The sequence below is a fragment of the Oleiagrimonas citrea genome (genome assembly GCF_012395255.1).
Taxonomy (GTDB): domain Bacteria; phylum Pseudomonadota; class Gammaproteobacteria; order Xanthomonadales; family Rhodanobacteraceae; genus Oleiagrimonas; species Oleiagrimonas citrea.
In genome coordinates, this window is record NZ_JAAZQD010000002.1 from 35,115 (window position 1) to 58,886 (window position 23,772).

The following is a 23,772-nucleotide window of genomic DNA, read 5'->3' on the forward strand; positions in this document are numbered from 1 at the left end:
GAACGGCCCGCGCGATAAGGCGAGCCGCCGGAATCCCCCCGCTCCGTGGAACGTCTGCCCGCGCGCCTAGATGAGCGTCGAGTAGCCCCGGCGCGCGTCGGGCCAGCATGGCACAAAACCGCTGGCGCGCAAGCGCGCGTTGGAGAGCCGCTTGTTGCCGATGCCCGCAGGCGCATCGCCGGTCGGCGGCGGCGGTGCACCGAGCTGCTCGGCAAGAAAGCCGTACAGCACGTCCAGCGTGAGCGGCGTGTCGTCGACGCCGAGATACAGCGCTTCGGGCGTATCCAGCGAAAGCAGATGAACGATCGCCGCCGCCGCATCCTCGACATGGATGCGATTGGCCCAGAACGGCGTGGTCGGCACCCGCGCCGTGCCCGCACGCAATCGGCGCAGCAACCCGTCACGCCCCGGCCCGTACAGGCCCGCCAGACGCAACACCGTCGCAGGAAGTCCACGCGCCGCAAGTCGACGCTCTGCCTCCAGCAAAATCTCACCGTTGAAGCCCGGTGGCTGCGGCAGCGTTTTCTCGTCGACCCAATCGCCGCCGTGATCGCCGTAGACGGCGCTGGAGGACACGAACACGATGCGCTGCAGCGTCGCCGTGTCGAGCGCGTCGAGCAGCCGTTCCAGACCGTCAACGAACACGCGCCGGTAGGCCTCCGGCGTGCGGCTGTCCGGCGTGGGGAGATACACCAGTCGATCGATGTTCTCCGGCAACGCGGCCAGGCTGGCCGGATCGGACAGATCCGCGCGAATCGCCTCGACACCCGCGGGCAACGGTTTCGACGAACGCCGCAGACCGAATACCTCCGCCCCGGCCTCCCGCAACACACACGCCGCGCGGCTGCCGACATCGCCGCAGCCGGCGATCAGCACACGCGCGGAACGGCTATCCTGTCCCTTTCCGGAGGCTGCTAGCATCGTCACATGAACCCTTCGTCGAACCTGTTCCTGATCGGCCCGTCCGGTGCCGGAAAGACGTCCATCGGGCGGCGTCTTGCGGACCATTATGGCCTGCCCTTCCTGGACCTGGACCGCGAGATCGAGGAACACACCGGCGTCGATGTCTCCACCATCTTCGAGATCGAGGGCGAGGCCGGCTTCCGACATCGCGAAGCCATCATTCTCGACGAGTGTAGCCGCCGCACGGGCGTGGTGCTGGCCACCGGCGCCGGTGCGATCCTGTCCGCGGAAAGCCGCGAGCACCTGCGCCGCCGCGGCTTCGTGATCTGGCTGCAGGCCAGCGTCGACCAGCAACTCAAGCGCCTGCAGTACGACCGCGCGCGGCCGCTGCTGGCCGGCGTCGACCGACTGCAACGCCTCCAGGACATGGCCGAACGCCGCAATCCGCTCTACGCCGAGATTGCCGAACTGGCGATTCCCGGCCACAACGAACGCGTGCAGCGCGCCTTCACCCGCTGTCGCACGCGCATCGACGAACACTGGCAACGCCTGCAACCGCTACCTACATGAACGCTCCTCACACTCTGGAAGTCGGTCTCGGCGACCGCAGCTATCCGATCCTCATCGGCCCCGGCCTGCTCGACGCCGGCGAGGCCTGGCGACCGCGCATCCACGGCCGCCATGCGCTGGTGGTCAGCAACGAAACCGTGGCCCCGCTGTATCTGCAGCGCGTGATGACGCAGCTCGACGGCCTGCACGCGCAAACCCTGACGCTTCCGGACGGCGAATCCTTCAAGAACCTGGCGCACGTCGAGCGCGTGTTCGAGGCGCTGGCCGACATGGGCGCCTCGCGCGACGCCTGCGTGATCGCGCTCGGCGGTGGCGTGATCGGCGACCTCGCCGGCTTCGCCGCGGCCTGCTGGATGCGCGGCATCGACTTCCTGCAGATGCCGACCACCCTGCTGGCCATGGTCGACTCCTCGGTCGGCGGCAAGACCGGCGTCAACCTGAAAGCCGGCAAGAATCTGGTAGGCGCCTTCCATCAGCCCTGCGCCGTGGTCGCCGACACCGACACACTGGCCACCCTGCCCGACCGGGAATACCGAGCCGGACTGGCCGAGGTGGTCAAGTACGGCGCGCTCGGCGATGCGGATTTCCTGACCTGGCTGGAAGCACATGTCGACGCCCTGAATGCGCGCGACGACGCCATCATCGCCAAGGCCATCGCCCGCTGCTGCGCGCACAAGGCCGCCATCGTCGCCCGCGACGAGACCGAGCGCGGCGAGCGCGCGCTGCTCAACCTCGGCCACACCTTCGGCCACGCGTTGGAGACCGAGTGCGGCTACGGCACGCTGCTGCACGGCGAGGCCGTGGCCATCGGCATGTGCCAGGCGGCCGCGCTGTCGGCGCGGCTGGGCATGGCCGACGCGGCCGACGGCGAGCGTCTGGCGCACCTGCTGCAAACACTGCAGCTTCCGGTCACGCCGCCTGCTGGAGTCGACAGCGATGCGCTGCTCGCACACATGCGCCTGGACAAGAAGAATCTCGGCGGCCGGCTGCGCCTGGTCCTGTGGCGCGGCATCGGTCGCGCCGAGATCGTCGCGGACGTGGCGGAGGCCGACGTGCACGCCGTGCTCGACCATCGCGGGTGACGCGTCACCCCTGACGAAGCCGGTGCGCACGCACGGATCGCTGGCCGTCGCGCCATGCTCTACAATGACCGGCTACATCCCACGCTCCGTCCAGACTGTCGTTCATGCGCATCTACATGCAGACCAATGCGGAATCCGGCGAAACGCCGCGCTACGTGCAGCTGACGCTGGACCAGGACCTGCTCGGCGGGTGGATCCTTTTGCGCGAATCGGGCAAGCAAGGCGGCCGCTCCACGCTGCGCCGCGAAGTCTTCCTCGACGATCAGGAAGCCATCGCCGCCTTCGAGAAGGCGCGCGACAATCAGATCAAGCGCGGTTTCCGCGTGGTCTTCACCCAGGGCGCGGCCTGACGCGCCGCCGCACGGACTGTTGCGCATGACCGAACTGAAAAACGACCGCTTCCTGCGCGCTCTGCGCCGCCAACCGACCGACACCACCCCCGTTTGGATCATGCGCCAGGCGGGCCGTTACCTGCCGGAGTACCGCGCCACGCGCGAGAAGGCCGGCAGCTTCATGGCCCTGGCGCAGAACCCGGAGCTGGCTTGCGAGGTCACCCTGCAGCCGCTCGATCGTTTCGAGCTGGACGCGGCGATCCTGTTCTCCGACATCCTCACCATCCCGGACGCGATGGGGCTGGGTCTGACCTTCGTCGCCGGCGAAGGTCCGAAGTTCGAGCGCCCGCTGCGCAGCGCCGCCGAAATCGCGAACCTGACCGTGCCCGACATGGATGGCGAACTGCGCTACGTGATGGACGCCGTGCGCCTGATCCGTCGCGAACTCGACGGTCGCGTGCCGCTGATCGGCTTCTCCGGCAGCCCCTGGACGCTGGCCTGCTACATGGTCGAGGGTCAGGGCTCGCGCGATTTCGCCCGCGTGAAGGCACTGGCCTGGAACGATCCGGATGCGATGCACCAGTTGCTGGATACACTGGCGCAGTCCGTCGCCGCCTACCTCGCCGCCCAGGCCGAGGCCGGCGCGCAGGCGCTGATGGTGTTCGACACCTGGGGCGGCCTGCTGTCGCCGGGCATGTTCCATGAATGCTCCCTGCGCTATCTGGCCCGCATCGTCGAGCAGCTGAAAAACGATGCGCACGCCGCCGACCTGCCCGTCGTGCTGTTCTCCAAGGGCGCCAGCGGCCATCTGGAAGCGCTGGCCGGCACCGGCTGCGCGGGATTGGGGCTGGACTGGACGATCAGTCTGGACGAAGCCCGTCGCCGCGTCGGCGAACACGTCGCGCTGCAGGGCAACCTCGACCCGTCGGCCCTGTACGCCACGCCGGAGATCATTCGCCGCGAGGTCGAAGCCGCCATCACCGCCTTCGGCCCGCATCCGGGCCATGTGTTCAACCTCGGCCACGGCGTCACGCCGGGTGTGGACCCGGAACACGTGAAGGTGCTGGTCGATACCGTGCACGAAGCGGGACGCCGCATCCGCGCCTGAACCCGCGCTCCGCTATGATCCCCTTGAGGATAGGGGGATATGCATGACGGACTACCATTTCAAGGACACGCGTGGACTGACTATCTGGACCTGCGTGCTGGCCGCGGCCGCCATCGTTCTGACGCTGGTCAATCTCTGCGACGATCTGTACACGACGCATCTGTTTCGAGGTGTCCTCGAACACGACGCGGCGCGAACCATGACGCTTCGCACGCATGTACACGCGCTCATCACCCTGCAAACTACGCTCAACGGAACGCTGATCCTGCTCTGGGTCGTGAATGTCGTGCTGTTCTGCGTCTGGCTCTACCGTTCAGCCTGCAATACCCGCGCGCTGGGCGCTCAGGGGCTCGATTATTCGCCCGGATGGACGGTTGGCTATTTTTTCGTGCCAATCGCCAACCTGGTTCTCGGGTATCAGTGCATGCGCGAAGTCTGGAAAGCCAGCCACGCTCCCGAAAACTGGTCTCAAATCAAGAATCCGCCACTCCTGCTGGCCTGGTGGGTCACGTATATCGCCGCCAGCGCAACCAGCCGCATCGCATCGACCATGCTGAAAGGAGTCGGCACGGACATGCAGGCTCTGTTGATCGCCAGCAACATCGAAATGGTCGGGATGGCACTCTCCATGTTGGCTGCAGGCATGTATATCCGCATCGTCTGGCGCATCAGCACGGTGCAGCGCTCGCATTACCTGACTCCACCCATGCGCGTGGATGAAGCCGCCCTGCCGGACATGCAACCCGGCTGAGATCCGCCGCTTGGGCCAGCGCGCCCAGCCCCGTACAATCACGGACTTTTCCCGCTTTCGTCGCGCCGGACTTCCGGCGCCCGCCCGAGTCCGCCCATGGAAAAGAGTTTCGAACCCGCGCAGATCGAGTCAAAGTGGTATGACCGCTGGGAAGCCGACGGCTGCTTCAAGCCGACCGGTCACGGCGATCCGTACTGCATCCTGCTGCCGCCGCCCAATGTCACCGGCACGCTGCACATGGGTCACGCGTTCCAGCAGACGGTGATGGACATGCTGATCCGCTACCGGCGCATGCGCGGCGACAACACGCTGTGGCAGGTCGGCAGCGACCACGCAGGCATCGCCACGCAGAAGATCGTCGAGAATCAGCTGGCGGCGGAAGACACCGACAAGCACGCACTGGGCCGCGAGGCCTTCGTCGAGCGCGTGTGGCAGTGGAAGGAGCAGTCCGGGTCCACGATCACGAATCAGATGCGCCGTCTGGGCGTGGCCGCCGACTGGTCGCGCGAGCGCTTCACCATGGACGAGGGACTCTCGGCCGCGGTGCGCAAGGTGTTCATCGAGTGGTACCGCGCCGGCCTGATCTACCGCGGCAATCGCCTGGTCAACTGGGACCCGGCGCTGGGCACGGCGGTGTCGGACCTGGAGGTCAACAACGTCGAGCGCGACGGCCACATGTGGTCGATCCGCTACCCGGTGTCCGGCAGCGACGAGACGGTGACCATCGCCACCACACGTCCGGAGACCATGCTCGGCGACGTCGCCGTGGCCGTGCACCCCGAGGACGAGCGCTACGCGCACCTGGTCGGCAAGACGCTGACGCTGCCACTGGTCGGGCGCGAGATCCCGGTCATCGCCGACGACTACGTCGACCGCGAGTTCGGCACCGGCTGCGTGAAGATCACCCCGGCGCACGACTTCAACGACTACGACATCGGCAAGCGCCACGGGCTGGAGCCGCTGAACATCTTCACCCTGGACGCGAAGGTGAACGACAGCGCGCCCGAGAAGTACCGCGGCCTGGATCGCTTCGAGGCGCGCAAGGCGGTGCTGACCGACCTGGAGGCCGAGGGCGCGCTGGTCGAAACCAAGCCGCACAAGCTGCAGGTTCCGGTCAGCCAGCGCTCGGATGCCGTGATCGAGCCGATGCTGACCGATCAGTGGTTCGTCGACCTGACCTCCGACACGCTGCCCGACGGCCGTCCGGGCGGTCGCAAGGCCATCACTGAACCGGCGCTGGAAGCGGTCACCTCGGGTCAGATCAACTTCGTGCCCGAGAACTGGACCACCACCTACACCCAGTGGCTGGAGAACATCCAGGACTGGTGCATCAGCCGCCAGCTGTGGTGGGGCCATCGCATTCCGGCCTGGTATGACGAGGCCGGCCACATCTTCGTCGGCGAGGACGAGGCCGATGCGCGCGCCAACGCCCAGACCGCGCCGGTCGGCGCGCTGCGCCAGGACGAGGACGTACTGGACACTTGGTTCAGCTCCGCCCTGTGGCCGTTCTCGACCCTCGGCTGGCCGGCCGACGGGCCGGTGAAGAACGAGCGCGGCGAAGTCGTCGCGAACTGGGAACAGGACAAGATCTTCCTGCCCAGCGCGGTGCTGGTCACCGGCTTCGACATCATCTTCTTCTGGGTCGCGCGCATGGTGATGGCGACCAAGTACTTCGTCGGCGAGGCGCCGTTCCGCACCGTCTACATCAACGCCATCGTGCGCGACGCCGAAGGCCAGAAGATGTCCAAGTCCAAGGGCAACACCCTGGACCCGCTGGACCTGATCGACGGCATCGAACTGGAACCGCTGGTGGCCAAGTCCACCAAGTCGCTGCTGATCCCGCAGGTGCGCGCCAAGGTCGAGAAGCGCATCCGCAAGGACTACCCCGACGGCATCCCGGCCATCGGCACCGACGCGCTGCGCTTCACCTTCGCCGCGCTGGCCAGCTACAGCCGCACCATCAACTTCGACATCAGTCGCGCCGAAGGCTACAAGGCGTTCTGCAACAAGCTGTGGAACGCCGCCCGCTTCGTGCTGATGAACCTGCCCGAAGGCGAGATCGCCGCGCCCGCCGGCGTACCGGTCACCGAGGCCGAGCGCTGGATTCTCACGCGTCTGAAGCAGACCTTGACCGAGGCCGAACAGCACTTCGCCAACTACCGCTTCGACCACCTGGCACAGAGCCTGTACGCCTTTGTCTGGAACGAGTACTGCGACTGGTTCCTGGAACTGGCCAAGCCGGCGCTGCAGGGCGACGACGAGGCTGCCGCAGCCTCGACCCGCCACACGCTGCTGGTGGTGCTCGAGTCCGTGCTGCGCGCGCTGCATCCGGTCATTCCGTTCATCACCGAGGAAATCTGGCAGTCGGTCGCGCCGCGCCTGGGACTGGACGAGAAGCATCTGATGGATCGCCCGTGGCCCGATGCGGAAGCCATCGCCGCCGATGCCGAGGCCCGCGCCGAGATCGAGTGGTTCAAATCCGTGCTGTCGGGCATGCGCAAGATCCGCGCGGAAATGAACATCGCGCCGGGCAAGACGATTCCGCTGCTGCTGGCCGACGGCGACGCCAATGATCGCGCCCGTGCGGCCAAGTTCGCGACGCAGATTGCCTTCCTCGGCCGCGCCGAGACGCCGACGTGGCTGGACGCCAATGCAGAGGAACCGGCGGCCGCCGTAGCCGTGGTCGGCAACCTGCGTGTGCTGATTCCGCTGGCCGGGCTGATCGATCTGGACGCCGAAAAGGCGCGCCTGGAAAAAGAGATCGCCCGCATCGGCAAGGAAATCGCCAAGTGCGAAGGCAAGCTGGGCAACGCCCGCTTCGTCGACAACGCACCGGCCGAGGTCGTCGAGCAGGAACGCCAGCGTCTGGCCGACTGGAGCGCGCAGCGCGACGCCCTGCGCGAACAGGCGCAACGCCTGGGCGCCTGATGGACGCCGCCGCGGCCCGTCGGCAACTGCTCGAGCTGCGTCAGCGCTTGCTCGCAGAGGATGCCGGCGCGGCCGACGCACGCGCCACGGTTGAACTCGACCAGGCCGCCGTCGGCCGTCTTTCGCGCATGGACGCCCTGCAACAACAACAGATGGCGCTGGCCGAACAACGCCGGCGCCAACAGACCCTGCAACGCATCGAAGCCGCGCTGCGCCGTGTCGAAGAGGGTCGCTATGGCGAATGCGCCGTCTGCGGTGAATGCATCGCCGAGGCCCGCCTGCGCATGGACCCGGTCATCGCGCTGTGCCTGGACTGCGCATCGGCCCAGGAAGCCGCCGGACCACGTCGCGGCTGAATCCGCATCGATTGCCGAATTCGGTTCAAGATCCGCCCCGCTCTGTAGCCGGATGCGGCACCGCGGCACGCGCTCAACCGGGCTGGTCGGGCTGGTCGGGCTGGTCGGGCTGGTCGGGCGCCAGCTTGTGCATCATCACGATGGCATCCTCGCGCCCCTTCTCCGCGGGGTAATAACGCGGCCGGCGACCGATTTCGACGAAATCGTGGTCGAGATACAACCTGTGCGCCGCTTCATTCGAAGGCCGCACTTCCAGGAACACCCGCGACGCGCCATGCCAGCGCGCCAGATCCAGCAAGCGCCGCAGCATGCGCCGCCCGTGGCCCATGCCCTGATGCTGCGGATCGACACACAGGTTGAGCACGTGCGCTTCCCCGGCGGCAGCAGAGAGAATGCCGTAACCCACCACTTCTCCCGGCCAGGCCAGCACCCAACAGGCGTGACCGGCCTTCATGCAATCGCGGAAGATCCCCGGACTCCAGGGGAATTCATAAGCCTCCCGTTCGATCAGGGAAACCTGGGGAAGGTCCTCGCGCCGCATCATGCGGATGCGCGGGAGATTAGGAGCGACGACGGCGGCCATGCGGCGATTATGCGACGCCGGACGCCGCCTGCCCAGAAAAAAACCGAACGGGCAACGCTCAGTACATGCGCAAACGCCGGCGCAACGCCTTCAGCGCCTGCCACAATCGCTGTTTCGCCCCGCCCGCATGCAAGGCATCCGGCGCATCGAGCAGCACGATCTCGGCGGCGCGCATGACCTCTGCATCAAGAACGTGGCCCAGCGCACGGGCCTGCGCATCGCCAAACGCCAGATAGGCGCGCGCAACGGGCGGCGTATCCAGTGTTCCGGACTCGCCCACGGCAAGGCGCGGGGCACGCGCGAAATCGGCGCCGAAGGCATGCATGCAGCGACCGATCAGATCCAGCGTGCGTGGCGAGCACGCGGACGGAAGCAGCAGCACGCAGGGCACGACCGCATTTGATGAATTTGTCGCCGCAGTCCCGACGGCCACCGGCTCCGCAGCGACCAGCGCCGACTCCGGTGCAGCCGCAGCGTCGCGTGATGAACGCAGACGATACGGCGTCACGCCCAACGCGCGCAGACGTTCGTGACGGGACGTCATCGCAGCCACCTATTCCGACTCAGGCCGCCGGCGGATCGCCGCGCCGCGTGCTGCGACGACGACGTGTGGTGACCCGGCCCCACAGCGTCATGACCGGCCCGGAAATCACATACAGGCCGAACACCGCCAGCAGGACATGCGGCGGGTCGATCGCCAGAAGCACCAGAATCAGCAGCGCCGCGATCACCCACAGAAACGGCACGCGGTCCTGTTTCGGCCAGGCCTTGAAGCTGAAGTAGCGCACATTGCTGACCATCAGCAAACCGGCGATCACGATCAGGAAGGGAGTGATGAAGCAGACCTGCGAACCGCTGACGCCATCCTTCTCCATGCTCCAGATGAAGGACATGCACAGCGCGGCTGCCGCGGGACTGGCCAGCCCCTGGAAATAGCGCTTGTCGGCCACGCCGACCTGGGTGTTGAAACGCGCCAGCCGCAATGCGCCGCACGCGGCATAGATGAAGGCTGCCGCCCAGCCGATCTTGCCCCAGACGGGACCGTAGGCACGCAGTTCGGACAGCGACCAGGTGTACATCACCAGCGCCGGAGCCAACCCGAAGCTGACCAGGTCAGACAACGAATCGTACTGCACGCCGAAATCGCTCTGCGTACCGGTCATGCGCGCCACGCGGCCGTCCATGCTGTCCAGCAGCGCCGCCACGAACACGGCCACGCAGGCCGAAACGAAATGCCCCCCGATACCGGACACGATGGCGAAGAAACCGGAAAACATCGCCCCGGTCGTGAACAGGTTCGGCAGCAGGTAGATACCGCGATGGCGCGGCGGGCGGACGGTAGGGGTGTCGCTCATGCGCTTGTGTCGACTCCAATAGGGCGTCCGCACAGTGTAAACCATCGCCTGTTCGCGACTGCAGCCTCGACTGCCGCCCTGCTCCGTCGTCCGCACCGGCCTTCGCGCCGGCATCCGTGCGCCGGCGCACGCTGCGGGCCCGCAGGTCCCACGCTAGGGTGCGCCCGCTCACAATCGCGAGAGGTCCATCGCCGTTTATACTTCCCTCCGACCGCACACTGTGCGTACCATGCATTGCGGTATCTGGGGCACGCCTGCGTGCCGCCATCGTTCCGGTACGGAGATTCAATATGCGAGGCACGCTGACCACTCTGCTCACCACGATGCTTCTGGCATTGCCCCTGGTCGCCAGCGCCCAGGTCTACAAGTGGACGGACGCGAACGGGACCCAGCATTTCTCCGACGCCCCGCCACCGCAGGGCGTCAAGTACCAGAACATCAAGACGCGCGCCGATGCGGATCAGCCGCGCACCCAGAACAATATGGATCACGGCAACGATGCATCCGCTTCGCCGAGTCCCGCGAAAGACGGAAAATCCGCACAGCTGCAACGTTTCTGCGCACAGCTCAGTTCGAACATCACACTGCTGAAATCTTCCCAGAATCTTCAGCGCATGGGCAGCGATGGCAAGACGACCCCGGTGAACGACAAGCTCCGCGCGCAACAACTCAAGCAGCAGCAGCAGCGCTACGACGCCTATTGCAACAAGTAGGTTTCCGCCCCGTATCGCGGAAGAGGGCGCGAAGCTATAATCGACCGTTCAGCCTGTCCCGGCGCCTCGCCGCGCAAGCCCGTGATCGTGGTCGGAAAATTCCGATGATCGTGTAAAGCGTGAGCAGCCGGGCCAAACTCGATACGGACCGATTGCATGCGCCTGAGCACGTTTCACCTCGCTACCGTCAAGGAAGTTCCGGCCGACGCCGAAGTCGCCAGCCATCGCCTGATGCTTCGCGCCGGCATGGTGCGCAAGCTTGCGGCCGGCATCTACACCTGGACTCCGCTGGGCCTGCGCGTACTGCGCAAGGTCGAAACCGTGGTGCGCGAGGAAATGAACCGCGCCGGCGCCATCGAGATGCTGATGCCCTCGATCCAACCGCGAGAGCTGTGGGAAGAAACCCAGCGCTGGGAGAAGTTCGGCGGCCAGCTGCTGAAGCTGAAGGACCGTCGCGAGCAGGAATACTGCTACGGCCCCACGCACGAGGAAGTCATCACCGACTTCGCGCGCCAGGAACTGAAGAGCTACAAGCAGCTTCCGATCAATTTCTACCAGATCCAGACCAAGTTCCGCGACGAGATCCGCCCGCGTTTCGGCGTCATGCGCGCACGCGAATTCATGATGAAGGACGCCTACTCCTTCCATATCACGCCAGAGTCGCTGGCCGAGACCTACAAGGTCATGTACAGCGCCTACGTGCGGATCTTCGAGCGCCTGGGCCTGCGTTTCCGTGCGGTGCAGGCCGACACCGGCGCCATCGGCGGCAACGCCAGTCACGAGTTCCAGGTCCTGGCGGAATCCGGTGAGGACGCCATCGCCTGGAGTGACGGATCCGATTACGCGGCCAACGTCGAATTGGCCGAAGCCATGCCCCCCGAGGCCGAACGCCCCGCTGCGACCGCGGACCTCGCGCGCGTGGACACCCCCGAACGCAAGACGATGGATGAAGTCGCCACCTTTCTGTCCGTGTCACCGGATCAGTGCGTGAAGACCATCCTGGTGCGCGGCGAAGAAGGGCTGGTCGCGTTGTGCGTGCGCGGCGACCACGAGATCAACGAGATCAAGGCCGCCAAGCTGGAAGAGCTTCCCGGCGCCGCCGTGCTCGCCGACGAGGCCGAGATCCTCAAGGCCACGGGCACGCGTCCCGGCTTCATTGGTCCTGTCGGGCTACCCGACGACATCCCCGTGATCGTCGACCGCAGTGCTGCCGTGCTGGCCGATTTCGTCTGTGGCGGCAATGCCGTCGATACGCACTACACCGGCGCCAACTGGGTCCGCGACGCACGCATCACGCGGATCGCCGATCTGCGCAAGGTCGTCGACGGCGATCCGTCTCCGGATGGCGAGGGCACCCTGCACATCGCGCGCGGCATTGAAGTCGGTCATGTTTTCCAGCTCGGCGGACGTTACGCCGAAGCCATGAACGCCACCGTTCTCGACGAGAACGGCAAGGCGCGCGCCATGCTCATGGGCTGCTACGGCATCGGTGTCAGCCGCATCGTCGCGGCCGCCATCGAACAGAATCACGACGAACGCGGCATCGTCTGGCCGGAACCGATGGCGCCGTGGCAAGTCGCGATCTGCGTCATCGGATCGCGTAATGGGACGAAGGCGCAGGATGCGGCGAAAGCGCTCTACGACGAACTCCGCAGTCACGGTATCGACGTACTGCTGGATGATCGCGGTCTGCGCCCCGGACCGATGTTCGCCGACATGGAACTAATCGGTATTCCGCATCGCGTGGTGGTCAGCGAGCGCGGACTCGAGGCGGGCACGTACGAATATCGCCATCGTCGCGACACCGAAAATCGCGCACTGAGTCATGCCGAATTACTACAGGTATTTTGCGGCCAAAGCGACGCATAATCGAATCGCCGCCCGAGACCTCCTGCAAAGATCAAGCCTTTGGTTTTTGCGCGTGGCGATTAATCCGCGTGGATGCATCCATCGACTCCATGAGTCGACACGAAGGGCAATTATTTGAAAATCCCCAACGTGAGGAGTTTCAAATAATTGCCCACAAGACGCACCTGACCCTGAAGCATTTTTGCAATAACCCATTAAATACGGCAGAATTCGCCTGCACAACGGCTTATGTTCTGCAACGTTAACTGCCCCCCCACTGAAATCGGAGTTATTTATGGCCGTCGATATCAAGAAGCTCAACCAGAACCAGCTAAACGACCTGATCAACAAGGCCGAACAGCGTAAGCAGGAGCTGGAAAAGGAAAAGCTGGTAAAGGTACGTGACAAAGTCACCAAGCTTCTCAAGGACGAAGGTTTCACGTTCGAAGAAGTGTTCGGTGCACGCGGTGCCGCCCGCCGTGGCCGTCGCAGCACTGGCAAGGTGCCGCCGAAGTACAGCAACCCGGACGACCCGACCCAGACCTGGTCCGGCCGTGGCAAGCGCCCGCGCTGGTTCAACGCCGCCCTCAAGGCCGGCAAGAAGGAAAAGGATCTGCTGATCAAGTAATACAGCATGATCGGATTCCGATGTCAGGGACGCTCTAGAAAGCGCCGGCAACATGCCGGCGCTTTCTTTTTGTCTCCGCTACAGTGAACGGCGCGGCGCGACCAGCAAATCGCCGAACAACAAACCGGCAACCAGCGCCACCAGCAGCGTGACGAGCAAAATCGCGGTTTCGGTGCCGCTATGCACATTCCTCTGCGCCAGGTACGCCAACGTCTGATAACCGACACTTCCCGGAACCAGAAGAATAATGCCGGGCTCCCGCACCAGTGAACCCGGTCGTTGTGCGAAACGCGCGTACAGGTTTCCCATTGCGCCCAGCACCAGACCACCCATGAAAACGCCGAATCCCGGACCGAATTGGGCGCCGGCCTCGCGTGCGACGACATAGCCCAGCATGGCCGACAGGGCCACCAGAATCCAATCGCGACGCGACGCGAGAAAGACCAGCGCGAAACCGAACGTGCCCGCCACCAAGGCGGGCCATTGCACCCAGGCAGGTAACGGAGGCAGTTCCGGCAGAGGCAATTTCAGACCGAACCATGCACTGCCGGCGAAAATCACCATCGCACCGAAAATCAATTTCAACATCGACGCCAATGCGCCGAACAGGCGGGAAACGCCCGACGCCAGATGCTGCGCGGAGAGTTCGCGCACGGCAGCCGTCAGCATCATGCCCGGCACCAGAACAATCAGCGCCGACAACACCACCACATTGACCCGTAACGGCACGAGCCACGCGCTCACCAGACTCGCACCTAGAGCCGCCAGCAATGCGGACAGCGCCTCTCCAGCCAACGCGACACGTGGGTGGCGTGCAGCCATGAGCATCACTGCACCGATCATCCCCCCCAGCACGGAAGCGGTCACAGCATCGGCCCAGGAGCCACGCATCAGTACCGCGAAGCCAAACACCGACAGCGCAAAACCGAACACCATACCCAGTTTCTGCGCGCGCGAAAGCGGCTTGGACATTTGCCGCAACTGTCGCGCGCCCTCTTCGAGATCGATGCGCCCTTCGGTCACCCCGTCGGCGATCGCGTCCACTTCGCACAGCCGCGCCAGATTGACGTCACCCGGTGGCATCCGGATGACCTGTGTCACCTGTGCGATGGCATCGTCGCCCTGCGCCTGATCGGCAAAAGAGAGAATGATGGCCGTCGGACTGGACCAGACCTCCGCACGCAGACCAAGCCGCAACGCCGCACTGCTGACGGCGTCTTCCAGACGTGGTGCAGCCGTACCGTATTGGTGCAGGCGCCGAGTCAGCTCGATCACGAACGCGATGCGCGTATTGAGCGCCGTCGTGGTGAAGGCGGGAAGCTCCGGCCCCGTCATGCATACCTCCATCCGGACCGAAGTGTGGCCACGACACTCCATCTCTGCACTCGGCAAGACATCACCGCCCCTTTGGGCACGCTCGGCTGTGCCATCACTGCACCTTCGGATCGACCCCGTAATTGGCGGAGTATAGGGGATCGTGTCACGCGACCGGGTATGGAATCCGTCGTCGCGGATACCGCCTCAGGTCTCGTTCATCGGCAACGATAGCGTGACCCGCAAACCGCCCCGACGTCGATTATTCAGGCTCAATCGCCCACCATGGGCCTCTGCGATCTCACGAGCCAGTGCCAGTCCCAGGCCGGTCCCGGAACGTTTGGTCGAATAGAACGGCAACAACGCCTGAGACAGCACGGCCTCACTCATGCCCGGACCTCGGTCGGCCACCTCGATGCGCCAGTAAGAACCGACCTCAGCGATGGACAACGTCACTTCATCTTCATCCGTACCCGACTCGTGTGCGTTCTTGATCAGATTGATCAGCGCCTGCTCGACCTGCCCCGCATCGAAATATCCATCTCGCTCGGGCAGTTCGCCGCGCAAACGAAAAGTGCAGTGCAACGCCAGCGCTTCGATGAAACCGGCCCAGGCCACAGACTCGATGCGCGGTGCCGGCAGCTTCGCCACGTCGGCATATCCGCTGATGAAATGATGAAGATGCTTGGCACGTTCGGAGATGCTCGAGAACACGCCCGGCAAACGCCCATGATCGCCACGGCGAGCCAGCTCGGCACCGGAGTGCGCCAGCGAGGAAATCGGCGCCAGCGAATTGTTCAACTCATGGCTGATGACGCGGATGACGCGCTTCCAGGTCGCCACTTCCTGCCGCGAAAGTTCGCGTGTCATGCGGCGAAAAAGATACAGATGATGCGGTCGCCCTTGAAGACGGAACGCGCGCTGCGAGACGTGAAAGGTCTCCTCGGCCCCGTCCATCTCGATCGGGAACAAGGCATCGCGACCGCTCTGCACGATTTCGCGCAAGACCTCCGAGCCGCTATCGAGCAGACTGTCGAAATGCTCGCCCTCCAGCGACTTTCCCTCGTTGAAGAGTTGCCGTGCAGCGATGTTGGCGTACGTCACATGCCGATGATTGTCGGTGAGAATCAACGCCACCGGTGTCTTCTGCACCACTGTGTCAAGCAACAGCTCCCGTTGCACCAGATGCTGGCGCTGCTCACGCAGCGTCTGCCCCAGTTGATTGTGCATGCGGATGAGGTCGCCGATCTCGTCTTGGCGGCGCGTGGCGATGGAGAAACCGAAATCACCGTCGCGGTAACTGACCACTGCTCCCTCCAGAGCGCGCAGAAGCCGCAGGAAAGGGCGCGTCAGACGACTGCCCAGCCATACCGCGATCGGCACCAGCAGCAGCAGCGTCGCCAGCAAACCGCCCCAGGGCGTACGCAGCCAACCTGTTTCGATCTGCACCTGTAGCAATGCGGCCGCGGCGCCGATCAACTGCGGCAACGGCCAATGCGTCACCCCCGCGTACACCAGTGCTCCCGTCAGCGTGGCAAGGCCGGCCAGCAACGCCATTCGACCCTGCAGCGACTTCATCTGCATGCGCATGTGCTCTGAATGAAGCGCGCCATCACGTCTCGATTCCGTAGCGCTGCATGCGTCGATACAGCGCCTGACGGGAAAGACCCAGCGTCTGCGCCGCGCGGCTGATCACGCCGGCATGCTGAACCAGCGCGTCCTTGACAGCGTCGCGGCTGGGTTCGTCGAGATTGCGCCACGTCGGTACCGCATCATCCATCTCGGGCAAATTCAAGTGCCCGGGGGTGATCGGTTCGTCATGCACCAACAGACAGGCGCGATCGATCGCGTTCTTGAGTTCGCGCACATTGCCCGGCCAGCTGTGCAGAGTCAGCGCTTCGCGTGCTTCGTCGGACAACTCGGCACGACCGTCGAGGAAATGCTCGGCGAGCGGAAGGATGTCGTCACTGCGCTCGCACAGCGGTGGCAGATTCACTTCGATCACATTGAGGCGGTAGTACAGATCCTCGCGGAAACGACCTTCGGCGATCATCGATTTCAGGTCGGCGTTGGTGGCGCTGATGACGCGTACCTGTGCACTTCGCGTGCGGCCCGACCCCAGCCGCTCGAACTGCCCGGTTTCCAGCACGCGCAGCAGCTTGACCTGTCCCGAAAGCGGCAGGTTTCCGATTTCATCGAGGAACAGCGTGCCGCCGTCCGCCATCTCGAAGCGGCCCTCGCGCGCCTTGGTCGCGCCGGTATAGGCCCCGGCATCCGCACCGAACAGCTCGGCCTCGATCAGCTCGCCCGGCAGCGCACCGCAATTGACCGCCACGAACGGACCTTCGCGCACCGGGGAATTCAAATGCACGATACGCGCGATGCGCTCCTTGCCGGCGCCGTTGGGGCCAGTCACCAGCACCGGCACATCCGAGCGCGCCACCTGACAGGCCAGTTCGACCGTACGCCCGGTGGTCTCGGAAGCGAACACCATGCCATCCAGGTCGTAGCGATCCAGCAGTTGCGCCTGGTGGCGACGTCGCTCATGACGCGTGCGCTTGACCTCACGCGTGGATTCGGACAATTCCAGGAGATTCTCGACCGTGGTCAGCAATTTGCTGTCATCCCACGGCTTGGCGATGTAATCGGCCGCGCCGGCCTTCACCAGCTCGACGGCGGTCTCAAGGTGCGTCCAGGCCGTAAGCAGGATCACCGGCAGATCCGGGTGCTGCTCGCGAATGGAGCGGAACAGCACCACCCCCTCCTCGCCGGAGGTCGTGTCGGCGCTGAAATTCATGTCCTGGATGACCACATCCACGCGATCGCGGGCCAGCACAGCCAGTCCTTCACGCTGATTGAGCGCGGTCAGCGGGCGGATATCGTGCAGCGACAATAGCAGCGACAGCGCCTCGCCGACGGCCGGATTGTCGTCAATGATAAGGACAGTTCTCATTTTGCTCCGATGCATACCTGGTTGGATGCGCCAAAGCGCGAAAGCGTTGCCATCTTACCGCGCAATCGCACCCGGATTCGCGTCATCGAGCCGACACACCCGTTCCCGTCTCGACTTCCGCCGGCGCGGCGTCACCGGCTTTCCGCGCCAGCGGTAAAGCATCGTCGACCAAATGCACCAGAAATCGTCCCGGCTGCTCCTCCATCACCATGTGCGCCGAATCGGCAAAGATCACCATGCGCTTGTACGGCGCATGCAGCTTGGCGAACCACTGCTCGGCCAGTATGTGCGAGGTGGTCTCGTCGTGCGCGCCGACGAACAGGATCACCGGGCAGCGGAACTGCGTGACTGCGTCGAAATTCACACCCAGCAATGGCTTGAGCAGGTATTTCAGCGAAAACATGCTGCCTTTTCCGATCGCGGCCAGATCCTTCTCGCTGTAGTCCGGCGACAACTGCCAGGCATTCGCGTCATAGGCGAAATTCTTCCGTCCCCAGGCCATGCCGCCGTAATACGACTCCCACTTGCTGCGCAGCGCGACCCGCTGGAGCGTCAGCTCCGGCCCCGGATACGGTGCGATGGCCTGCAGCGCCTTCACCGCCTCGGCATTGCCGTGCTTCTTCGCCTCGCGCAGCGCGAATGCATAGCCTTCGCGCTCGTTGGAGCGGGCATTGACGACCTGACTGACGCCGATGTACGCGTAAAACCAATCCGGATGTCGCTGCGCGAGACGCACGCCCAGCACCGTGCCCCACGAGTGCCCCAGAAGGAAAATCTTGCGCTTGCCGAACCGCTTGCGCAGGTACTGCACCACCTGCGCGGCATCGTCGGTCATATCCTGGATGTTCATGCCCAGCGCCATCTTCGCCTCGCTGTTGGAGGCATAGGTCTTGCCCGTCCCACGCTGATCCCAGTCCACCACGGTGAAGTAGTCCCACCACGGCGACTGATACGTCCACGCCAGCGGCATGTCCGGCGACGCCGGCCCGCCATGCAGGAACAGCAGCACCGGGTTGCGGGTGTCACGACCGTGAATCGACAGCCACTGATCGATACCGCCGATGTGCACCTTCACGGTTTCATCGATACCGCGCGGCGACACGATTTTCTGATTGGCGGCGATGATGGCGACGGCCCTGGCTCGCGTCATCGTCGACGCCTCCGCCTGGTTCGCGGCGCTGGCGGCGTATGCAGTCGTACCGGACGCCAGAGTCGTCACGACCGCAAGCAGGACAATCAGGATTTTCATGGTTGCTCCAAAAGCATGAGAAAAAAGCGTAGACGGCTCACGCGCCTCGGGTGGCCACCACCGGCGGCACGCGCGAAGCACGCAGCGCTGGTCCGAGCACGGCCAGTTGACCGAACATCACCAGCACCAGCGCACCGACCGTCCATGCCATCAACGGCGGCGAGGTCAGCTCGAAATGCATACGCAGCCATTCGGCCACGATCAGCCCCAACAACACGCCCAGCGCCGCACCGACGCATACCACCAGCAGATTCTCGAACTGGTACTGCCGCAGGATGTCGCCGCGCCGTGCGCCCAGCGCGCGCTGGATGCCGATCTCACGCGTGCGCTTTTGCACCCAGAAACCACTGAGGCCAGTGATGCCAAGCACCACCACGACGGAAACTGTCGCAAGCACCGCCAACAGCAGCCAGGAAGTCACCGCGTTGCCATGCAACCTCGCCGCGCGCGCGTCCTCGTAACGCTCGACCTTGACGGCCTGCGCGCCGTGCATGCCCAACGCCTGTCCGAGCACGGCGGGCAGCCGCTTCATCACGGCGTCACGTTGCGCCGGCTTGGCGCGCACCAGAAAACTCACCTGACCGAATCCATTCATGCGGAACGGCAGAAGCAGCAGATTATGTGCATGGCCTCCAGCCATATTGCTGTCCAACGTGTCATTGACGACGCCGACCACGCGCAGAGGGTCCCTGTCCTTGGATGGCTTGCGCGACAACCACAGCCCCTGGCCTACCGCATGCCCTCCGGGAAACAGCCGGTGCGCCAGCGTTTGCGTGATCACGACAGTGCGCACTTGCCGATAAATATCCATGAATCCGCCGGTCACGTAGTCGGACTCATCGAAATCCCGACCTCGCACGACACGCAGGCCCAGCGCGCCGACCAGATGATCGCCCGCGAACATGTCCGCACCCGCGTTCTGGCCGGTCCGGGCGTTGCTGAGCGTGTTGTGCAGGAACATGCGATCGACCGTCATGGGTGTTCCCATGCCGCCACTGACGGCGATCACACCCGGCATCGCGCGTATCGCACGCTCGGCGGTGCGCAGGTCCGCATACGACCAGTGAGATCGATCGCTGTCATGCGCATTCAGCTGATGCGTGATCAGCACTTCGCCGGCCGGCACGCCGGAAGCGGCCAGCATCGGTGCGAACTGCTGCCGCAGCAAGCTGCCCGTATTGACCAGAACCACCAGCGCGAACGCCACCTGCGCGATCACGATCAGCGGTATGAATCCATGACGTTTCATGGTCTTGAGCATCAGCATTCCGCTCATACCGCCTCCTAGTTCTGCTTGACCTGAAGCGCCGGCGGCACCACCGCGGCGCGCCATGCCGGGTACACGCCGACCGCCAGGCCGGTGACCAGCGTGGCGACGCACAACGCGAGGAACGTGCTCACGTTGAAACGGATCAGATCGCCGTACGGGATGTTCTGCGCGCGCATCAGCGAAAACGCGCCCAGCATCAGCGGGAGCGCGATCACCCCGGCCACCATCGACAGACTGCCGGACTCGATCAGGTGCTGAACGAACACGTCGCGGCGCGAAGCGCCAAGCGCACGCCGCACGCCCAGCTCCGCACCGCGACGCAAGAATCGAGCAGCCAGCACGCCGGCCGCATTGAGCAGGCACAGCGCAAGGAACGCGAGCGCCACCCAGACGTAGGCGCGCACGCTGTCGGGTACCGTGTGCTGCAGGATCAACCATTCACGCACATTCAGCAAACGAGATTGATACGCGATCGGCGTCACGCCCGGCGGCGGCTTGTAGAAGCCCTGCACGACCTGCGTGGCAACACTCAGAAATCGCTGTCGCTGCCCGGCGTCGAGTCCGTACGACCACAGCTGACTGAAACGGCACTGTTTCCACTTGTCGGTGAGCTGCGACAGCGGGCAGCTCATCCCGTACATCTGCACGTCGACGCCATCCCCGGACAATAGCGGCACCATTACTCCCGCCATGTCACGCGCATATTGCCCGCCACGCTGCGAGTAGAACTTCAGCGCAGGTCGCCACGCGGCATGCACGCCGATCACTCGGAAACGCTTCTTGTCGAGACGGATGCTCTTGCCCAGCACATCGTCCGTACCGAACAAACGCCGCGCGGTATCGATACCGATCACGGCCACCGGCGCGCCATTGCGATCATCGGCGGCGGTCCACCAATGCCCACGCAGCAACGAGATGCCGAAGACCTTCGGGATTCGCGCCGTCGCGAACATCACGGCCGTGTCCGACTCACTCTTTCTGGACGGATCGGACGACGGTCGCACGCGCGTCGTGCCGCTCGCCACCGCCGCGACCGGAAGATCCGGCAGGCGATCGACGACTTGCTGCACCGGGCCAACGGGCATCAGCGCCTCGATCGACTCCAGCTTCTGACCTTTGGCGGGAAAGATAATCGTCTGGGTCTGCCCGCTCCGCCCCGGCACCGGGTCGGCCGTCAGGGCGTGAAAGATCGCCAGCACGCTCATGCATGCGGCCAGCCCCAGTGCCATCACGGCCACCACCATCACGCTGGTGCGCGGATGCCGGCGCATGCCGCGCCAGGCCAGATGCAGTGCATAGCATGCCTTGGCCATGCCTTACACGCTCCTTGTCGCCACCACCGGCGGCACACGTGCAGCGCGCAAGGCCGGCGACAACACCGCCAGTTGCCCGAGCACGAGCAGCAGCACCGCACCCACCGGCAGATAGCTCCACGGCAGGCGTGGCAATTCGTAGTGATGCATGAGCCACAAATTCACGCCGTAAGCCGCCATCAGGCCGAGCAAGCTTCCGAAGCCGACAAGTAGGAAATTTTCCGCCTGCAGATCCCGCAGGATGCTCCGGCGCGTCGCACCCAGCGCGCGCCGAATACCGATCTGCCGCGTACGTTGCTGTACCCAGTACGCGGTCAATCCCATGATCCCGGCCAGAGTGACGATCAACACGACCAGACACACTCCGGCCAGCAACCAGACCGACGCCCGATACCTCGCCAGAGCCTGATCACGCAGTGCGCCGTACATGTCGTAGGCCGGATCGATGCCCCGTACCATGCCGTCTCCCAGCATGCGCTGGATGACGTTCTCCGCCTGCTTGCGCACCTGCTGCGGATCCGCTCCGGCAGCAACTCGAATCCCGATGGACGGCAACGGCCAGGCCGAAGGAATGCTCGGGAAAAGCATTGCGTGGTCGAGATTGCGATGCGCTCCGCCGCCGAAGTCGTTGCGCATCAGGTGCGCGACGACACCGACGACCGTGCGCACGGCCGGATGCTTGTCGCCCAATTGCAACGTCTGCCCCACGGCCTTCTGGTCCGGGAAGAGCTTGTCGGCCAGCGAGCGGGTCAGGATGACCGGCCCATCCTGGCGCATGCCGACGCCGTGATTGCGCACCGCGTCCTCCTCGGCAGTGAAATCGCGCCCGGCCACCAGCTTCAGGTCCAGCGTCTTGACGAGGTGATCGCCGATGTACATGGCCGTATCCGCGCGCGTCCCGTGTCCGACACCTTGAACGCGTCCGTTCATGCGGGCATTGGTCACCATGGGCAGGGAACCCGCCACACTGACGGACGCCACACCGGGCAAACCGCGCAGGGCGCGTTCGGTATCGCGCAGCCGGCTGGTTTCCCAGGGCTTCCCGCGCGAGATAATCTTCGAGGCAATGATCAAATGGCTCGGCTCACCGATGCCATCGGGCGTGAGAATCGGTTTCAGACGCTGCTGCAGGAGGAACAGCGCATTGCAAGCAATGGCACAGGCCAGCGCGACCTGCAGCACGACTAGAAACGGCATCAGCCGGTGACGAAGCAATGGAGCGAGAAGGTGTCGCACGAGGCTCTCCTAAGCCAGCTTGATCTGCAGCGCTGGCGGCTGCCGACACACACGCCACGCCGGGAGGATTCCGACCGCCAGCCCCACGAGCAACGAAAGCAAAGCCAGTATCGCGAAGACGCCCGGACTGAACTGCGCCGCGGCCGCATAGGCCACCGGCTGCATGCGGACGACCCACAGTCCGAGCCATGTCAGCGGCAAGGCCAGCACGCCACCGGCCATGCCTAGGGCACCGGCCTCGACCAGGTGCTGCATGAACACATGACGACGTGAGGCACCGAGCGCACGCCGGATGGCCACGTGCCCCTGCCGACGGAGGAAGCGCGCCGCCAGCAGCCCCGCGACATTGATCATGCACAGCAGCAGGAAACCACCCGCCAGCACTACGTTAAGGCCCACATCGCCCGGAATCGCCTTGAGGCGGTCCATCCAGGCCTGCGTCCCAAACAGTCTCGGCTTCGGCTCCTGCACGAAACGCCCGGCCTGATGCTGGGCTTGCGCGTAATGCGTAAGAAAAACCCGGTAGGCAGATGCCCGAGCCGGGGCGTCCAACGACACCCATACCTCGATCCAGCGGCAGTGGGTGACATGCGTGGACTGAAAATTGACGACTGGCGCGCTCTTCGCGCACTTCCCCGTATTGAGCGGCCCCACGCCGTGGTCCAGTGCGGCACCGACCGGCGCGTAGAACTGCATATCCTGACCGAGGAGGTTCCCCGCATTCTGAGTCAGACCGAGAAACTGCATCCGCGGCTTCCACGGAGCGGTCACGCCAATGATGCGGAATGTTCCGGTCCCCATGGTGACGCTGCGCCCGACGGCATCGCTGGTACCGAACAACTTTTCGGCCAGGGTGGCATCAATCACCACTACAGGCGCGTGCGCGGTCTGCTCAGCCTCGGTCCACGGCCGTCCATAGCGGAACGGCACGCCTAGCGTCGACAGCAGAGAACCGTAGCCGAGCAGGCCGATAACCCGGTCCGAGTGCTTGCCATCGGTCGTGGACACCTGGGCCAGACTCTGCGCCTGCGCAAATTGACTGTCTGCGTGGTGCGCGTCGACCAGTGCCTTTGCATCGCGCAGATTCAGGAGACTCTGCGGCGTATCGTACGCCGCATCATTCGCATCGCCCTGCGTGCGCGAATCCATGGTGACCACGTACAGATGATCGCTGATGCCGGGAAGTGGCTCGCCCGACAGCGCCGCGAAAATAGTTGTTGCGGTCATGCACGAGGCGATGCCAATGGCCATAGTCAGCACCACCAGCAATACGATGGGCA

The 23,772-nt window shown here is 64.6% G+C and carries 22 protein-coding genes; 10 read left to right on the plus strand and 12 right to left on the minus strand.

Annotation, left to right across the window (positions count from 1 at the left end):
- Positions 1-66 precede the first annotated feature (66 nt).
- The gene (locus tag HF690_RS04145) at positions 67-921 is read right to left on the minus strand and encodes an SDR family oxidoreductase (protein WP_168608562.1); all 855 of its coding nucleotides are present in this window, start codon (positions 919-921) and stop codon (positions 67-69) included.
- Positions 922-927: 6 nt separating this feature from the next.
- On the opposite strand from HF690_RS04145, the gene HF690_RS04150 reads away from it, so the two are divergent.
- From HF690_RS04150 to HF690_RS04180, 7 genes are all read left to right on the plus strand, one after another.
- Positions 928-1,473 carry a shikimate kinase gene (locus HF690_RS04150; RefSeq protein ID WP_168608563.1) on the plus strand — a complete coding sequence of 182 codons (546 nt, stop codon included), beginning with the start codon at positions 928-930 and terminating at the stop codon, positions 1,471-1,473.
- Complete coding sequence (gene aroB / locus HF690_RS04155; RefSeq protein WP_168608564.1) at positions 1,470-2,555, plus strand: 3-dehydroquinate synthase; 1,086 nt, start codon at positions 1,470-1,472, stop codon at positions 2,553-2,555. The genes HF690_RS04150 and aroB overlap by 4 nt, the downstream gene beginning before the upstream one ends.
- 104 nt (positions 2,556-2,659) lie before the next feature.
- Positions 2,660-2,905 (plus strand): WGR domain-containing protein, encoded by a 246-nt coding sequence (locus HF690_RS04160; RefSeq protein WP_113064488.1) that lies wholly within the window; start codon positions 2,660-2,662, stop codon positions 2,903-2,905.
- Between the two features lie 25 nt (positions 2,906-2,930).
- Positions 2,931-3,995, plus strand: coding sequence for a uroporphyrinogen decarboxylase (gene hemE, locus HF690_RS04165; RefSeq protein WP_168608565.1), 1,065 nt, complete (start codon positions 2,931-2,933; stop codon positions 3,993-3,995).
- A gap of 43 nt (positions 3,996-4,038) precedes the next feature.
- Positions 4,039-4,746 carry a DUF4328 domain-containing protein gene (locus tag HF690_RS04170; protein ID WP_168608566.1) on the plus strand — a complete coding sequence of 236 codons (708 nt, stop codon included), beginning with the start codon at positions 4,039-4,041 and terminating at the stop codon, positions 4,744-4,746.
- A gap of 96 nt (positions 4,747-4,842) precedes the next feature.
- Positions 4,843-7,674 carry a valine--tRNA ligase gene (locus HF690_RS04175; protein WP_168608567.1) on the plus strand — a complete coding sequence of 944 codons (2,832 nt, stop codon included), beginning with the start codon at positions 4,843-4,845 and terminating at the stop codon, positions 7,672-7,674.
- On the plus strand, positions 7,674-8,030 hold the full coding sequence (locus HF690_RS04180; protein ID WP_113064484.1) for a TraR/DksA family transcriptional regulator: 357 nt from the start codon (positions 7,674-7,676) through the stop codon (positions 8,028-8,030). Before HF690_RS04175 ends, HF690_RS04180 begins: the two co-directional genes overlap by 1 nt.
- A 73-nt stretch (positions 8,031-8,103) precedes the next feature.
- Here the strand turns inward: HF690_RS04180 and rimI are convergent, their stop codons facing one another.
- Genes rimI through pssA form a run of 3 tightly spaced genes read right to left on the minus strand, consistent with a single transcriptional unit; the run spans position 8,104 to position 9,968 of the window.
- Positions 8,104-8,613, minus strand: coding sequence for a ribosomal protein S18-alanine N-acetyltransferase (gene rimI, locus HF690_RS04185; RefSeq protein WP_168608568.1), 510 nt, complete (start codon positions 8,611-8,613; stop codon positions 8,104-8,106).
- Positions 8,614-8,671: 58 nt separating this feature from the next.
- Complete coding sequence (locus HF690_RS04190) at positions 8,672-9,157, minus strand: hypothetical protein (protein WP_168608569.1); 486 nt, start codon at positions 9,155-9,157, stop codon at positions 8,672-8,674.
- Positions 9,158-9,176: 19 nt separating this feature from the next.
- The gene (gene pssA, locus HF690_RS04195; RefSeq protein WP_113064481.1) at positions 9,177-9,968 is read right to left on the minus strand and encodes a CDP-diacylglycerol--serine O-phosphatidyltransferase; all 792 of its coding nucleotides are present in this window, start codon (positions 9,966-9,968) and stop codon (positions 9,177-9,179) included.
- A gap of 290 nt (positions 9,969-10,258) precedes the next feature.
- On the opposite strand from pssA, the gene HF690_RS04200 reads away from it, so the two are divergent.
- The 3 genes from HF690_RS04200 (at position 10,259) to HF690_RS04210 (ending at position 13,157) form a co-directional block, all read left to right on the plus strand.
- Positions 10,259-10,681 (plus strand): DUF4124 domain-containing protein, encoded by a 423-nt coding sequence (locus tag HF690_RS04200; protein WP_168608570.1) that lies wholly within the window; start codon positions 10,259-10,261, stop codon positions 10,679-10,681.
- Between the two features lie 156 nt (positions 10,682-10,837).
- Positions 10,838-12,550, plus strand: a complete 1,713-nt coding sequence (locus HF690_RS04205; protein WP_168608571.1) for a proline--tRNA ligase — start codon at positions 10,838-10,840, stop codon at positions 12,548-12,550.
- Between the two features lie 274 nt (positions 12,551-12,824).
- Complete coding sequence (locus HF690_RS04210; RefSeq protein ID WP_113064478.1) at positions 12,825-13,157, plus strand: H-NS histone family protein; 333 nt, start codon at positions 12,825-12,827, stop codon at positions 13,155-13,157.
- 78 nt (positions 13,158-13,235) lie between these two features.
- On the opposite strand, the gene HF690_RS04215 is transcribed toward HF690_RS04210, so the two are convergent.
- The 8 genes from HF690_RS04215 to HF690_RS04250 form a co-directional block, all read right to left on the minus strand.
- Entirely contained in the window at positions 13,236-14,492 is a 1,257-nt protein-coding gene (locus HF690_RS04215) for a threonine/serine exporter family protein (protein ID WP_240151582.1), read from the minus strand.
- A gap of 186 nt (positions 14,493-14,678) precedes the next feature.
- On the minus strand, positions 14,679-16,061 hold the full coding sequence (locus HF690_RS04220) for a sensor histidine kinase (RefSeq protein WP_168608572.1): 1,383 nt from the start codon (positions 16,059-16,061) through the stop codon (positions 14,679-14,681).
- Positions 16,062-16,083: 22 nt separating this feature from the next.
- Positions 16,084-17,424: a sigma-54-dependent transcriptional regulator gene (locus HF690_RS04225; RefSeq protein ID WP_168608573.1), complete on the minus strand. Its 1,341-nt coding sequence runs from the start codon at positions 17,422-17,424 to the stop codon at positions 16,084-16,086.
- 82 nt (positions 17,425-17,506) lie between these two features.
- Positions 17,507-18,673, minus strand: coding sequence for an alpha/beta fold hydrolase (locus HF690_RS04230; protein ID WP_168608574.1), 1,167 nt, complete (start codon positions 18,671-18,673; stop codon positions 17,507-17,509).
- Between the two features lie 37 nt (positions 18,674-18,710).
- Positions 18,711-19,949 (minus strand): ABC transporter permease, encoded by a 1,239-nt coding sequence (locus tag HF690_RS04235; RefSeq protein WP_168608575.1) that lies wholly within the window; start codon positions 19,947-19,949, stop codon positions 18,711-18,713.
- An 8-nt stretch (positions 19,950-19,957) separates the two neighbouring features.
- A complete protein-coding gene (locus tag HF690_RS04240) occupies positions 19,958-21,256 on the minus strand; it encodes an ABC transporter permease (protein WP_168608576.1) in 1,299 nt (432 codons plus the stop codon).
- 3 nt (positions 21,257-21,259) lie between these two features.
- Complete coding sequence (locus HF690_RS04245; protein WP_338042871.1) at positions 21,260-22,438, minus strand: ABC transporter permease; 1,179 nt, start codon at positions 22,436-22,438, stop codon at positions 21,260-21,262.
- 63 nt (positions 22,439-22,501) lie between these two features.
- Positions 22,502-23,755, minus strand: coding sequence for an ABC transporter permease (locus HF690_RS04250; protein ID WP_338042886.1), 1,254 nt, complete (start codon positions 23,753-23,755; stop codon positions 22,502-22,504).
- Positions 23,756-23,772: the final 17 nt, after the last annotated feature.

Excerpts from the sequence above, each read along its gene's own strand:
- HF690_RS04170 (WP_168608566.1), top strand. The coding sequence starts at position 4,039 with ATGACGGACTACCATTTCAAGGACACGCGTGGACTGACTATCTGGACC.
- HF690_RS04180 (WP_113064484.1), top strand. The coding sequence starts at position 7,674 with ATGGACGCCGCCGCGGCCCGTCGGCAACTGCTCGAGCTGCGTCAGCGC.
- HF690_RS04190 (WP_168608569.1), bottom strand. The coding sequence starts at position 9,157 with ATGACGTCCCGTCACGAACGTCTGCGCGCGTTGGGCGTGACGCCGTAT.
- HF690_RS04215 (WP_240151582.1), bottom strand. The coding sequence starts at position 14,492 with ATGACGGGGCCGGAGCTTCCCGCCTTCACCACGACGGCGCTCAATACG.
- HF690_RS04145 (WP_168608562.1), bottom strand. The coding sequence starts at position 921 with ATGCTAGCAGCCTCCGGAAAGGGACAGGATAGCCGTTCCGCGCGTGTG.
- rimI (WP_168608568.1), bottom strand. The coding sequence starts at position 8,613 with ATGGCCGCCGTCGTCGCTCCTAATCTCCCGCGCATCCGCATGATGCGG.
- HF690_RS04200 (WP_168608570.1), top strand. The coding sequence starts at position 10,259 with ATGCGAGGCACGCTGACCACTCTGCTCACCACGATGCTTCTGGCATTG.
- HF690_RS04220 (WP_168608572.1), bottom strand. The coding sequence starts at position 16,061 with ATGCGCATGCAGATGAAGTCGCTGCAGGGTCGAATGGCGTTGCTGGCC.
- hemE (WP_168608565.1), top strand. The coding sequence starts at position 2,931 with ATGACCGAACTGAAAAACGACCGCTTCCTGCGCGCTCTGCGCCGCCAA.
- HF690_RS04210 (WP_113064478.1), top strand. The coding sequence starts at position 12,825 with ATGGCCGTCGATATCAAGAAGCTCAACCAGAACCAGCTAAACGACCTG.
- HF690_RS04235 (WP_168608575.1), bottom strand. The coding sequence starts at position 19,949 with ATGAGCGGAATGCTGATGCTCAAGACCATGAAACGTCATGGATTCATA.
- HF690_RS04225 (WP_168608573.1), bottom strand. The coding sequence starts at position 17,424 with ATGAGAACTGTCCTTATCATTGACGACAATCCGGCCGTCGGCGAGGCG.
- pssA (WP_113064481.1), bottom strand. The coding sequence starts at position 9,968 with ATGAGCGACACCCCTACCGTCCGCCCGCCGCGCCATCGCGGTATCTAC.
- HF690_RS04205 (WP_168608571.1), top strand. The coding sequence starts at position 10,838 with ATGCGCCTGAGCACGTTTCACCTCGCTACCGTCAAGGAAGTTCCGGCC.
- aroB (WP_168608564.1), top strand. The coding sequence starts at position 1,470 with ATGAACGCTCCTCACACTCTGGAAGTCGGTCTCGGCGACCGCAGCTAT.
- HF690_RS04175 (WP_168608567.1), top strand. The coding sequence starts at position 4,843 with ATGGAAAAGAGTTTCGAACCCGCGCAGATCGAGTCAAAGTGGTATGAC.
- HF690_RS04230 (WP_168608574.1), bottom strand. The coding sequence starts at position 18,673 with ATGAAAATCCTGATTGTCCTGCTTGCGGTCGTGACGACTCTGGCGTCC.
- HF690_RS04160 (WP_113064488.1), top strand. The coding sequence starts at position 2,660 with ATGCGCATCTACATGCAGACCAATGCGGAATCCGGCGAAACGCCGCGC.
- HF690_RS04240 (WP_168608576.1), bottom strand. The coding sequence starts at position 21,256 with ATGGCCAAGGCATGCTATGCACTGCATCTGGCCTGGCGCGGCATGCGC.
- HF690_RS04150 (WP_168608563.1), top strand. The coding sequence starts at position 928 with ATGAACCCTTCGTCGAACCTGTTCCTGATCGGCCCGTCCGGTGCCGGA.